The 13,386-nt window shown below is 63.0% G+C and carries 10 protein-coding genes; 4 read left to right on the forward strand and 6 right to left on the reverse strand.

Annotation, left to right across the window (positions count from 1 at the left end; genetic code table 11):
• Positions 1–671 precede the first annotated feature (671 nt).
• The 4 genes from LQ772_RS15865 to LQ772_RS15880 all read left to right on the forward strand — a co-directional run bounded on the left by LQ772_RS15865 (position 672) and on the right by LQ772_RS15880 (position 8,488).
• Entirely contained in the window at positions 672–3,068 is a 2,397-nt protein-coding gene (locus LQ772_RS15865; RefSeq protein WP_231322198.1) for a hypothetical protein, read from the forward strand.
• Between the two features lie 167 nt (positions 3,069–3,235).
• A complete protein-coding gene (locus LQ772_RS15870; RefSeq protein ID WP_231322201.1) occupies positions 3,236–6,040 on the forward strand; it encodes a site-specific integrase in 2,805 nt (934 codons plus the stop codon).
• A 1,415-nt stretch (positions 6,041–7,455) separates the two neighbouring features.
• Positions 7,456–8,064 (forward strand): tyrosine-type recombinase/integrase, encoded by a 609-nt coding sequence (locus LQ772_RS15875; protein ID WP_231322202.1) that lies wholly within the window; start codon positions 7,456–7,458, stop codon positions 8,062–8,064.
• A gap of 7 nt (positions 8,065–8,071) precedes the next feature.
• Positions 8,072–8,488: an H-NS histone family protein gene (locus LQ772_RS15880; protein ID WP_231322205.1), complete on the forward strand. Its 417-nt coding sequence runs from the start codon at positions 8,072–8,074 to the stop codon at positions 8,486–8,488.
• A gap of 131 nt (positions 8,489–8,619) precedes the next feature.
• On the opposite strand, the gene LQ772_RS15885 is transcribed toward LQ772_RS15880, so the two are convergent.
• The 6 genes from LQ772_RS15885 to LQ772_RS15910 all read right to left on the reverse strand — a co-directional run bounded on the left by LQ772_RS15885 (position 8,620) and on the right by LQ772_RS15910 (position 13,307).
• Positions 8,620–9,516 (reverse strand): hypothetical protein, encoded by an 897-nt coding sequence (locus LQ772_RS15885; protein WP_231322207.1) that lies wholly within the window; start codon positions 9,514–9,516, stop codon positions 8,620–8,622.
• A gap of 131 nt (positions 9,517–9,647) precedes the next feature.
• The gene (locus LQ772_RS15890) at positions 9,648–10,685 is read right to left on the reverse strand and encodes an alpha/beta fold hydrolase (RefSeq protein WP_231322210.1); all 1,038 of its coding nucleotides are present in this window, start codon (positions 10,683–10,685) and stop codon (positions 9,648–9,650) included.
• Positions 10,686–10,737: 52 nt separating this feature from the next.
• On the reverse strand, positions 10,738–11,601 hold the full coding sequence (locus tag LQ772_RS15895; protein WP_231322212.1) for an enoyl-CoA hydratase/isomerase family protein: 864 nt from the start codon (positions 11,599–11,601) through the stop codon (positions 10,738–10,740).
• A complete protein-coding gene (locus LQ772_RS15900) occupies positions 11,598–12,221 on the reverse strand; it encodes a cysteine hydrolase family protein (RefSeq protein ID WP_231322214.1) in 624 nt (207 codons plus the stop codon). The genes LQ772_RS15895 and LQ772_RS15900 overlap by 4 nt, the downstream gene beginning before the upstream one ends.
• Before the next feature lie 11 nt (positions 12,222–12,232).
• Positions 12,233–12,772 carry a hypothetical protein gene (locus LQ772_RS15905; RefSeq protein ID WP_231322217.1) on the reverse strand — a complete coding sequence of 180 codons (540 nt, stop codon included), beginning with the start codon at positions 12,770–12,772 and terminating at the stop codon, positions 12,233–12,235.
• Positions 12,773–13,037: 265 nt separating this feature from the next.
• Positions 13,038–13,307: a DUF1330 domain-containing protein gene (locus LQ772_RS15910; RefSeq protein ID WP_231322219.1), complete on the reverse strand. Its 270-nt coding sequence runs from the start codon at positions 13,305–13,307 to the stop codon at positions 13,038–13,040.
• Positions 13,308–13,386: the final 79 nt, after the last annotated feature.

Here is a 13,386-nt window from a genome sequence, read left to right on the forward strand (position 1 = left end):
GCATCCGCATACCACTAAGGACACAGGCCGTGCTGGGCCAGCAAAAGCCGCTTCCGTCGTTGGTGCCCTCCCACGACGCAGCCGAAGCCATGTCGCTCATCCGGCCGCCACTGCTCACGGCTGACGCCTCGGCCGAGGGGTTCTATGTGGTGCTGGCTAACGCCCGTGTGATCCAGTGGTACCTGCAGGAGGCTGGGCAGGACCCTGCGTTCCTTGCACCGGTTCATTGCTTGCTCCTTTCGGGTGACCTCCGCTCATTGGAAAGGCTAGGGGACATCGAGACCCACCTTGTGCCCCTCCTTCTTGGGGAAATGAGCGTGCGGGCTACGCAGATGGCAAGAAGGAAGTTGAGGGAGGCGGGCGTTGCGCGACCACGGAAGAAAATCGCCCGCGATCGCCTGCAACAGAGCCTTGTGAAACGCTGAGCGGCTGGCATGGCGAAGACGGCTAAGGCAGCCTCCGCTCTCAAGTGCCTCATACGGCAGTTCCCCGGTGGGGCCAATGCAACTGCCCGCATCAGCGCGCTTGCCACGCAGCTGGGCCTGCTCCCGGATCTCAGGTATCTGCTTGAGGGCCTACAGCGCTCGCGCCAGTGCATCTCGACCCATTCAGCCGAACTCACCGAGTGCCTTCGGGCTGTGCCTGGCGCACGCCTGGAGCCACAAGACTTGGTGGACACCATCGACGTCCTGGTGGACGTGGTCCAAGCGCAAGCTTGGCCCGTTGATGATCTCCGGATGCTTCCCATGGCGCGCACGAACGCATCCGCCAAGCACCCACTCAGCGGCTACTGCCTTTCGGTCTCCTTCCACTGGGCGAACCTGTTCTACACGCTGGAGCCAAGTGTGGGCACCAGCACCGGGCCAGCGGATGCGCCACTTCCTTTTGAGGACTTGATGGCCGAATTTTCGACCTACGTCCTTGCCGCCCAATCCAGCATAGAGCCCGGGGCGTACCTGGCGTTCTGCCAAAGTTGGTGGTCCTCGGGCCAGCTCCCATCGCGTGCGCCCTACACGTCACGCCGTCTTGCAAGCCGCGTGGCCGCTGCCTCACGCGCCATGCGTCAGATCACGCTGGCGGAACATGGCGAGCTCTTTAGCTATCTGGCAGATAGAACGGCTGGTGACCCGCTCTACGAACGAGTGGACTCGGCGCAACGGCTTGGATGGGATGAAGACAACGAAAGGGTGATCGATGCAATCGCACGCCTGCTCGAGGATGTTCGCCTCGGCTGGTCCAGATCGCCTGGCCCCCCTCGGCGCTCAAGCACGGGAAAGGCCACATCCAGAAAGGTGGTGCATCGGAACTTCCGCGACGGATTTGTTCGGGTATCCGAGCAAGAGGCCATCCTGCTCAAAGACACCACCGAAGAGGGGTGGGCTTTCGAATACATGCTGGTTGCGCCCGAGACCATGGAGGGCGCAACAAGGGAAAGGTTGCAGGAGCTGATAGATGCGACGCCTGTGTCAGACAAGGGCGAGGAGAGCAACGGCGGAGCTCCAGACGAGGACGATAGCTCCGCAAGCGAGGACCTAAAGGAACGAGCTCGGAACGAAGCCGAAATTCGTCTGGACGGCAGTGAGTGGATCCCAGCAGAGGAGGCAGCGGGCAACGATGGTCTTGAGGCCATCCGCCTGGATACTTCCGAAGACGCACCTGCTGTGACCTCCACGGGCACCAGCTCGCGCGCTGCCGCCGAACACATTCGGCGGCACCACTTCGCTCATCGGCTGGCAAAGAATCGGCTGCTGCTCAACGAGGCACAGCAGCTGTTGGCGGCCTTGCGCGAGGAGCCGGCTGAGTCCGACGACAGGGAGGTGCTCATGGGCGTTCACGCCTGCCTGGCACTTGGGCGACCGATCCACGAGATCGTGAGCAAGCTTTGCATTCACGAAGGCGGCGCGCGACTTGGCCTGAATCCGGAAGAGATCCATTACATGTGCGAGTCGAGGCAATGGATTGTCCCCTGCCCTGCGCCCGCGTGGCAGGAATTGGATAGAGACACCGACGAGCGTATCCAGTGGCCGCAAATGTGGCTCAACGATCAGACCGGCTTCGGGGCGCTGCTTCGGCATTTCGGCCTAGCCACGGATGGGCGCCCGCTCCAAAAGCTGACCGTCAATCGAAAGCGGGCTGCAAATGGCTTCCTCGCGCGCGCCTTGCCCAAGGCCGATACGACGCTCGAGCAGTGCGCCAACTTCCTCTTTCATCAGATCCTCGCCACCAGCCAAGGCGATCTTGGCCTGGCCTGCCTGATCACCGGGCAGCGCCACTCGCACGGGTCGTCGGTCGGGCACTATGCCAATTACCGCCCGCAGACCGTGTGGCGCGCCTACCGTCGCGCCTGGGCGGGTTCGTCGGTGGTGCCGCCGGCCGCTGCGTACCCGATAGATGAAGCGCAGGGTGGGTATGGCGCCAAACGGGTTCCCACCACAGAAGCGGTTAGGCGCTTGCTGGCAACGCTGCGGTCCCAAGCCGCGTCCGGCCAGGACCCGCAAAGCTGCAATGCATATGTCGCCTACACTCTAGCCGGCCTGGTGCTGGGACTGGGTATGCGCCCAGTTGTCGAGCCGCGGATCACCGACGTGGCCGAGAGCTTTGGCAAGAAGCTTTTTTTAAGTCTCATTGATAAGGCCCGGACGGACTATCACCGGCGCATCAATGCCATCCCAGCGCGATTGGCCAAGCACCTGCTTCACTATGAGGTGTTCGGCTCAGGCACGCGGCAATGCCTGCTGACCTCCGAGGACAGCCCGCTGTTCCCTTACATCGAGCCGGGCACGGGTGCACGCGTTTGCTTTCGGCCTAGCCACCTCCAGGCGATTGCCGCCCCGCATTTCGCCCTGGAACTCTACGCGTTGCGACGCTATGCACGTACGCACCTGCGGGAGGCTCGAGGTGTTCACGCGGAGGATCTGGACGCCTACATGGGACACTGGCTGCACCGTGTCAGTCCGCATGATCCACTCTCGACCTACCCCATGCGGCGGTTGGCAGAGCTCGCGGAGGGACCGGTAGAGCGCATGCTCGATGCCGTCGGGTTCGAGCCTCTGAAGCCGAAGGCATGAGCAGGGCAATCCACCCCCTCTGGGAATCGCCGCCATCTGGGGCGCCCGACCTGCAGAAACAGGCCCACCGCTACATGATGCAAACGCTCAGGGGTCTCCACTCGCGTTTGCCAGGTGTGCTAACCGACCCTGATCAAGCAGGCGGCGCCAAGGTCATGGAGGCCGCCATGGCCGCGACCTTGAACCCCAAAGTGCCGGGTGAACTGCGCGTCGCGATGCTCACCATGCTGCAGCGGCGGATGAAGCAGGTCGATCCGTCGACGCCTCAGCGCCTGTTCCTCATGCGGGCGGAACATCAGAGCGCGGTTTCCAGCCGCTTTGGCGACGAGCTGGCGGCGCTGGGGGCTTTTGAACAAGCCATCGAAACCTACGTTATGGCCAAGCGTCCTGCGGCGGCCGACTTGGCATTGGCTGACCCGGGCCCCGCTGAAGCCATGGAGGCCATGGGACTGCTACTGGCGCTCCTGATTACGCGCCTTGGGCTTTGCTCGCCGGCGTTGCTCGGGAAGGCGGTCCAGGCGGTTGGCTGCACCCCCTGGGTGGGAGGGCCGTGGGCATGGGTAGATGTGGATCTGTCCGAACCCGCCCGTGGCACGAAGCAGCTACGGCGCTTGTTCCTCGACCCGATCACGCTCGCGACCTGGATTCGAGCCAGCCAGTACGAACACCTTCTCCCGCGGCCTAAGGATGGCCTTAAGGCCGGCAAGCGGGTTTCGTTCTACCGAACGCTGGCGCGGCGAGCCTTTCGAACCCTACGAAGGAACCTGGAGGCGTCGGGTGGCAGTCTGGCGATCCGATCCCTGGACGATCTCTGCCATGCGCAGGCGCAGCGAATCCATTTGACCACCATGCCGCTGCTAGCCACCTATGCGCAGGGAAACATTGCAAGTTCCTCACTGGAAATCGGCACGTGGCTTCGTCTGATCGGTTATCAGGCGCCGGCTCAGCATCCGCCGTCGGCGTCGGATTTCGAGGCCACTGGCGAGAGTGAGGGGGCGGACGCTGCGGACGATGATCAGACGCTCGTGCTTGACGGTATCGATCCTGGCGGGGACAAGAGCCTTGTCGAGCAGATCGAACGAGGAGACTTGGAGGAGCACGGGCTCGTGGCGACCCTGCGTATGGCCATGGCAGGCCCCCGTTCCACCTGGCGGGAGCATCTGGACGCTCTCATCGACGGGCTGCAGGCCCAAGGTCCCGAGCAGGAAACCGCGCGCTTGGTGGTTTGCTGGCTCCGCTACCTCGCTTTCGAGCGCGAAGGCAAAGGCCATACCCTTGAGGACGGCACGGTCCAGAACTACCGCGGCATGCTGGGCAACCGCCTGCTGCAATGCCTGCCGCCGCAACTGAGTGAGGTGGACACCGAAGAACTGCAGGATGCCTACCTCGACGTCATCATGAGCCGGCGCTCGCTCGAGCAAACGGGGCGTATCAAGCGCGCACTGGTCGCCTTCGACCGATACGTGCGCACCGCGCACCTGCCGGACCTGCCACAGGTGGAGCTCCCTGGCTTTGAGACCGGGTCTTATGCCATCAGCAGCCGGATCATTGCCGAGCAGGAGTTCCAGCGCGGACTCGACCTCATCAGCCAAGGCGAGGTGGCTTTCGGCGACCTTGTGCTTGCCAGGCAGACCGAGGCGTTCTGGGTGCTGGCTTATCGCTTTGGCCTGAGGCGACGGGAAATTCTGGGTCTGCAGGCGCGCGACTTGGACCAGCACATCGTGCGCATCCGTCGCAATGACGCTCGCAAGCTCAAGACGGGCAATGCCCACCGGCTCGTGCCGATGCATGTACTCGCGCCACAGGAACGTCACCGGGTGCTGCGATTGGCCGAGGGTCGCTCGCTGGGCGATTTCGTATTCTTTGGGGACACCGTACCAACAGCCAAGCTGTTTGATGCTCACCCGGTCATTCCCAAGATCAACGATCTCTTGGAGCGCGTGACGGGCGATTGCCGGCTCCATCCGCACAATCTCAGGCACAGCTCTGCCACCCTGACGTTGCTCGGAGCCCTGGGTCGAGACCTGGGTCTCGGAAGCCACCCGTACGCAACGCGGTGGATGAAGTCCTCGCTGTACGCTGGAACGAGAGTTGAGGAAGCTGTCTCGGGCCAGCTGCATCGCAAGGGCGCCCGTGGGTCTGCGCTGGCTGTACTCATGGGCCATGGCTCGGAGCTCACCACCTACGAGCACTACGTCCACAGCCTCGACCTGCTGCTCTTCCTCGCCTGCTGGAGCGGGCGTTTCAATGACCGTGCTTCGGCCCGACTCGGGCCCGCGCGCAAGAACAATGCCCTGCTGGTGGCCATGCTTGGGTACGCCCCCTCTACGCGCGTGGATACCAAGGACATCCCTGCCCTGCTTCGCCGCATGTGCGATCGGTATCCGGGAAGCCTAACCTTGCTTGCGCCGGTCGTGGATCATGCCCGCGCCCAGGTTCCCAGTACTCAGACCGCCCCTGCAGCGCAGCCATGGACCCTGCAGCGGCTGCGCGACCTTCCGGGCGCGAGCAACTGGCGTGGGTTCCCTTCGACGCAGGCTGAACTCGATAGTGTCAACCTGCTAATCAAGCAGCTGAGCCGCATCGGGTCGGAGGACCGCCCGCGACTGCGCTCGGTGCTGGCGCGCTGGCTCGACGCCCAGATCAAGAATTCGGAGTGGGCATCCTTTGCCCCTGATGCTGCGCACCTATGGGTGCAGGAGCTCACGGCGCTTGCTCCAGGAATCAGCTTGGAAGCGATGCATGTCAGTCAGGAGTATCGCAACAAAAAGCGAAAGGTTCCGGTTGCGGCTCCCGAGGACAGCTCATCCTATGTTGAGAAGGATGGGCGCTATTGGATACGCCTCGCAGACAGGCGGCCCAAAATAGATGAACGCAAGCGACAGACTGAGCGGCGCCGATCGCGGACCCAAGAATGCGTCAGTTGGCTGCTTCGGGCCCTCGCGACTTCAAAGGATCCTTTCCCGAATTAACCATGGATGGTTACGGCCGCCTCACCCGCGGCGGCGGCGATTACCCTGGGTGGCTCCCGTGCCAGCACATCTACGGGCGACGCTGCCAAGGCAGGGCATGGCCGCTTTCGGCCAGGAGCGGACATCAACGCCTGAATTAAGCCGCGCCGCGAAGCGGCGTCGGCTTGAATGAATTGTTAGGCCGCAAGTCAGTCATGGGAGCGGCCATACTTGCGTAGGGTTTGCGACAAACATTGGAACAACGGCGGAAACCGGATCACTTTTGGTGCAGTCACTCGCAGCTTTTTTCGACCAATCGTTGTCCATGGGTGAGAACGCCGAAGGTAGGCGCGAAACAAGCTCGCGCCAGCCAGCAACGCCCTCATTAACTACTACCTGATCTTCCTTGTCCCTTAACCGCGAAGGAAGAGAAAAAGCTAAGCAAAGATTGCCGTGTCCATGAATAACTCGCGTGTACGCAAAGATGGATTGGACCAACTCCCACAAGACTACGGCAATAGTTTCTTCGCCGAGGCGAACCTTAAACCCGTTGTTCGTTAGTTCAATGCGGGCGTCTTTTGGAGTCAGCGTGCGTCTCACGTCCACAAGTCGCTTTGGCTTAGATGGCGGCATACTTCCCTCTGCGGCCTAACTATTGAATGTACGGATCCACGGGTCCGGTTATACATTCGCTGACTGCAAGCGCAAAGGGACGCAACACGTTGTTCTCCAGACAACTTCCGCTCGATGGGTCCGGCTAAGCGATCGTTGTATAGCTGGCCCCAGCCGATGATGGCTCAGGGACGTCGGGTGCCCGCTTTGGGTCGAAAGCAGTCCTAAGTATTCCCAGCGAGAGCCCGGGCACATGCCAACGCCCTGCCACGCCCGCCTTGCTTTCATCGTCCATCGAATCTGTCACGCCGAATGATCGCTGGCGGCTGGGTGCTCACACGTCCGTATGCATCAAGCGCCTCTTCCTCCGCCTTCGAGGTTGGCACCAGTGCGCTCAGCCGGCCAGAAGCTTCACAAAAACGTCATGAACTGGACCGAGCAGGCTTCGCAGCCGCACGCGCCTGCGCAGGGAACCGCGCAAGTGGGGGTGCAAACGCAGGGTATCGGGCTGGCCTGATCCACGTTATATCCCGCCGTCTCGGGATAGCGCTTCAGGCCTTCAGCTGTCGGTTCGGACACCGCACACTCCTCGTATAGGACGCTGGCAACACATAGTGACGTTTGCATGTTGAGGGTTTGTTGGCCGGACCTTGCCGCTGACCTGGCACCTCGGGTGGAGCACGGTTCCCCGCGCTCAGTCATGACCACAGCAGCGCGCAGACCGACGTTGGTGATCCAATCTTCCTCAATGCTCGCCAGTAGTACCGCGCGCCAACGTAGGTGCTGCACCCTTGCTGGGGGAAACCCATCACGAGGGTTCAACCATGAAGAACACGCACCGCAAAGTCCCTTGGAACAAGGGCAAGCTGATCGGGCAAAAGGCACCACTCAAGCTCAAGGAACTCTGGGCCATACGGGTAAGGCTCCAGCTAACCGGGCACACACGCAACCTTGCCCTGTTCAACCTCGAGATCGATTCGAAGCTCCGAGGCTGCGACTTGATCTGCTTGCGTGTCCATGACGTCTCGCAAGGAACATCAATCTCTTCGCGGGCAATCGTTCTTCAGCGTAAGACGCGCCGCCCGGTGCAGTTCGAGATCAGCGAGCAGACGAGAGCCGCGCTCCTCTCATGGATTCACTCAGCGCGGCTCGGCTTGGCTGACTACCTGTTCCCCGGCCGGCACGGCCGTGACACCTGTCTCTCGACCAGGCAGTACGCGCGGATTGTGGACGCGTGGGTCGCGTCGATCGGCTTGGACCCGCACATGTACGGTACCCACAGCATGCGTCGCACCAAGGCGGCGCTCATCTACCGGCAAACCAAAAACCTACGAGCCGTGCAACTGCTCCTAGGGCACACCAAGCTTGAAAGTACCGTCAGGTATTTGGGGATTGAGGTGGATGACGCACTTGAAAGCGATCCAGCCCCTTAGGACAACTATGGCCATCAATCTCGATTCGCTTTCGCCAGCCGAACTTCAGGCTCTCATCAAGAGCGCCGAAGCGCAGATGCAATCTGCCCGCAAGAACCACATCCAAGAGGTCAGGACCAAGATTGAGGGGCTCCTTAAGAGCGCAGGCCTGACCATCGACGACGTATACCCCCGCCGCGGTGGGCAAGGCGGCAAAGGTCCGAAGGCTGCTGTAGCACCGAAGTATCGCAACCCGGAGAACCCTGCCCAAACGTGGTCGGGACGCGGCAAGCGCCCACTTTGGCTCTCGGAGGCTCTGAAGAAGAAGGGAGTAACAGCAGACAGCATGCTCATTGGCGGTGCCGCAACGAAGCCCACCCCTGCCAGGAAGGTTGCTGCGAAGGCCACCAAGAAGGCCCCCGCCAAGAAGCCACTAAAGAAGTAGCACGAGCCACTTCGCCATGAGACCCCGCAGGGCTCCTGTCGGGGTTTTTTATGCTCGTGCATTGGAGGAAGCCGAGGCCGGCTTACGGCCAGGAGCGGAAGACAAACGCGGCCCGGGCGCCTAATGATCGATCATGCCAGCAGAGTGTCCACCGGGCGACCGGCAAGCCAAAGTGCCAGGTTGCGCACGTAGCGCCCGGTGGACCGCTGTGCATCGACGCTGTGCGCCAACGCGTTCCCGGGCGCCTCGCTGACGAAGCTCGGTGCGCCCATCGAGGGATCCCAGTTGTAGTCGGCAAAGTGGTGGAAGGTCGATTCGGCGATGGCGGGTCCGCCGGCGTCGGAGACCTCGAATGCGACCACCAGGTTGAACGCCCGGCCAGTCGCCTGGCTCCGGCCCGTGGCGATCACCCGCGCGGTGGGATCGTGCGGTGGGAGTCCGATTGCGCCTTCATGCGGATGAGCCGGCAGATAGCGGACTGCGCCCTCCTCCGCCTCCGGATCCGCGAGCACGGGATGCAGCGGCGGGACGATGTCGACCTGCTGGAAATCGCCATTGGCGCCGGAATGATAGTTGGGCCAGGAAATTTCACGGGTCTGGGTGTCGTCACGCGTTCGTCGGGACGGATCCGGATCAGGGTTCTTGGAATGGAAGAAATGCGCCGCACCAACGCCGCCCAATGTGCAGACCGAGCTGCCCAGGTCCATGTGATCGCGCGTCACCAGCAAGCCGCGGCCTTGCCGACGGAAGCGCGAGATAGCGTCGCAGTCCGCGCTGGTAAGCCCGTCGCCCGTATCCACCGCGAACAACCACAACTGGTCGAACGAGGCGGTGTCGATATGCGACAGCACGCTGTCCGGCGCGCCCGGCGGTTCACGGTCGCGAGCCGTTATCTGGAACAGCGGCATGCCTTGGCTGTCGCGCAGGCTGGCCAGGTAATCGCGCAAAAGACTGAAGCGTCCGATGTTCCAGTCGTCGGCCACCGGCGGGATGGTCGTTTGCAGGAGAATACGGCTGGGCTGCTGCATGGTTCGCTCCGCTCAGCAGGCTGAGAAGTGGGGCCGGGATCGAAGGCCCTCACCGCGGCGATCGTAGGCTCCGCCGGTGACAAAAGCGACCATGCTCGGCAGGCAGAGGCTGCATTCTGCCGTGGATGCGGTTACAGGTGGTCCGCGTCGACCACCGCCTGGACGAATGCTTGGGGTGCTTCTTGCGGCAGGTCGTGGCCTATGCCGCCTTTGACGAGCCTGTGCTGGTACTTGCCGGTGAAACGCTTCGCGTACGCCTCCGCCGGCGGGTGCGGCGCGCCGTTGGCGTCGCCTTCCATGGTGATGGCCGGCACGCCGATGGACGGGAAACGTGCCAGGCGTTGCTCAAGTGCCGCATATTTCGACTCGCCCTTGGCCAGGCCCAGGCGCCAGCGGTAGTTGTGGATGACGATGGCGACCTGGTCGGGATTGTCCAGTGCCGCCGCACTGCGCTCGAATGTGGCCTCGTCGAATTTCCATTGCGGCGAAGCAAGCCGCCAGATCAGCCGGGCGAAGTCGCGGCGATATTTCTCGTAGCCCATGCGACCGCGCTCGGTGGCGAAGTAATACTGGTACCACCATTGCAGTTCGGCCTCGGGCGGCAGCGGTTGACTGCCAGACGCCTGGCTACCGATGAGATAGCCACTCACCGACACCAGGGCCTTCACCCGCTCCGGCCACAGCGCGGCCACGACGTCGGCCGAACGCGCACCCCAGTCGAAGCCCGCCAGGACCGCACGCCTGATCCGGAGCGTATCCATGAAGTCGACCAGGTCCTTCGCGAGCGCGGCGGGTTCGGCGTTGCGCATCGTGCCCGTGGAAAGGAAGCGCGTGGCGCCGTAGCCCCGCGCGTACGGCACCAGCACCCGATAGCCTCTCGCCGCGAGCGCTGGCGCCACCTTGTCGTAGCTGTGGATGTCGTAAGGCCATCCATGCAGCAGGATCACGACGGGTCCATTGGCGGGGCCAAGTTCAGCGTATGCCACGTCGAGCACGCCGGCGTGCACATGCTTCAGCGGACCCAGGGGGCCTTCTGCTCGAGCCAGGTTCGCCACGAGGGCGGGCCGCCCCTGCCCTGCGTGTGCCGGGCCTGGCATGAACAATTGCACTGCAGCCAAGACGGCCGCGGTCAGGGCGCCATGGCGATCGAATCTAAATGTCTTGAACATCGGTTTCTTCCTGTTTGGAGACAAAGTATGTCGGGCGGTGTCGCTCTCCGGCTCACTCAGCTTGCGCACCGGAGCGCACGTCGAAGGTGGGCGCGTCTGGCCTCAGATCGACCAGCCGGCGCCCGAAATCGAGCTCGAAGCTGCTTTGCGTGCCGTAACCGAGCCGGTCGAGTTTCGAGCGGCGCGCACGACTGGCCGAGCTGCTGAGCGCCTCCCAGAAGATCGTGTTGCTGGCCTCAAAGTCCGCTCCCGTCGGTACACCCACACGATTTATCTGGGCCTTCAAAGCAGCCAGCGTGTCGCGGTCGAATGTGGCCAGGCGTCGGGCCAAGCCGTCGACGAACGCATCGAGCGTGTCGTCGTCGATGGTGCGGTTTATCCACCCATAGCGTTCCGCGACATCCGCGTCGAAGTCGTCTCCACTGAGCACGATCTCCAGCGAGCGCGATCGCCCGACCAGGCGTGGCAGCCACTCCAGCGCCCCGCCGCCAAGCGGCAAGCCGACGCCCACCTCGGGATTGCCCAGGAGCGCGCGCTGCCGGCTGGCAAAGCGCAGGTCACAGGCCAGGACAAATTCATTGCCGACGCCGCGTGTGCGGCCGCGGATCTTGGCCACGCTGATCACGGGCGAGCGGCACAACTGCAGGACCACGTCGGTCCACGCGTGTCCGCCCGCGGCGGCCTGGTCCTGCCGTTCGGCGGCCTTGGACGTATCGAAATGGGCGATGAAGAAGTCCGGATCGGCGGACTCGAAGACAAGCACCTTTACCGATAGGTCCTGATCCGCCGCGCCCAGCAACGCATGCAGGTCGGCAATGGCGGACGGAGTGAGCATGTTGATGGGAGGGTTGTCGAAGGCGACCACCCAGATCCCGGCCCGGGATCGGTCAACCGTCCAATGGACCAGGCCGCTCATGAGCCTGGCCGCTCGAGGTCGGCGATCAGCGCATCCGTGGTGGTGATCACATGGGCGTACGTAGGCCCGTTGAGCTCGTGCGCGGCATGCATGGCTTCGGCGCTGAAGGCGGCGGTGGCGTCCTTTACCAGCGTGAGGTGGTAGCCGAGCTCCATGGCGAACCGTCCGGTGGCTTCAATACACGTATTCGCGATGAGGCCGATCAGAATCACGTGGGTGATCTCGTGCTGCTTGAGTTGCACGTCGAGGTCGGTGTTGGCGAAGCCGCTCGAGCCCCAGTGTTCGGCAACCACCACGTCACCCTCCTGCGGCTGGAAGTCGTCGTGGAAAGTGCCGCCCCAACTGCCCTTCTCGAAGATCTGCCGTTGTGCGCCGGAAAGCTGGTACGGCGTCGCGTGCCGCCAGTGGACGTAATCGCCACGTTCCCACCGGTGATGCGGCACGAAAAACACCATCAATCCGACTCGCCGAGCGATGGCGACCAGCGCCCGGAGGTGATCGAGCAGGCGGACCTCCTCGGAAACGGCCCTCAGCCTCGGCCACGACTTTCCCCCTTCACTGAGAAAGTCGTTGTAGGGATCGACGAGCAGCAACGCGGTGGCATGGGACGGATAGCGCATGAGAGCCACCCTCAGGCCGCCGCTTTCGCGTGGCGCAGTGCATGTCGCTCGATGCTTGCCGCGAACAGGGGCGTCTCACCGGCGTTATGTGCGGCGCTGACGGGTTGCCGTTGCGCGCGGAAAAGGTCGAACGGGATCCCTTGTCGGTCGAGGTATGCGGAGAACTCCTCGGTTGGCCGGGTATACACCCGGTTGGTGAATTCGCAGCGTCCATCATCCATCGCCTTGACGCTCAATTCCCAGTTCACTTCCATGGTGGTTCGGCCGGAAGACGTGAAGAGATCCGAGATGGAGCGGAGCAGCAAATGGTGGGGCGAGGATTTCTGCTCGACGTAATGCTGGACCATCGGCGTGCCGCCGATGACCTCGACGTTGATGGACATCCGGCGGCCGTCGCGGGCCCTCGTAGCCCCGGCTGCGACGTGCGCAGGCGAGCAGCCTTGGTACTCCTCGTCCGGCAGGCTGAAGCACCATGCAGGAATGTCGATGTTGTCGAGGGGCGCGTTGATGATGGCCGAGTAGCTGGTATCGACGATGACTGTGTCTTCCATAGGATGCTCCGGGGATAGTCGCTTGCGGGACGGTTTCCGGTAGCTTCCGCCGGCATGAGGGCCGGTGCCATTACCCATTGGTATCGACCGCTACCTTGGTATCGAGCAGGCGTTTCGGAAGCTGCAGCTCGTGTGCCCCACCGCCGCCGGAAGCTCGATCCCGAGCCGCGTGATTACACGCACGGCTTGTCCACATCAGGAGCGCAACCGGAAACCATCCGGGCAGTCGCCGAGTTCGCCCGGCCGCACTGGAAACAGGTAGAGCTCACCTCCCCTCGATGAGGCGCACGTCGCGCTCCGCTGCGCCATCAAGATGGCGAACTGCGAGTTGATATTCAGGGCTGCGATACGCCGCGTTCGCCGTGGCAAGGTCCGCGAATTCAACCACGGCAACATGCTGCAGTTTTCCCGACTCATAGGCGAAAGCCGGCGTGCCAACGGCCAACACCCGGCCACCGTGGGCCTTGATTACCGGCGTCGCCGCTGCCACGTATTTCTCTACGCCAGCCGCGTCCGAGATTGATTGAAAGGTCATGACCCAGTATCCGCTTGGCATCGTTTTTCTCCCGGACGTAAAGCATGCGAGCTGGCGCGTCTCCGCATTAGCGGTTGCC

It is taken from the genome of Frateuria edaphi (genome assembly GCF_021117405.1).
Classification (GTDB): Bacteria; Pseudomonadota; Gammaproteobacteria; order Xanthomonadales; family Rhodanobacteraceae; genus Frateuria_A; species Frateuria_A edaphi.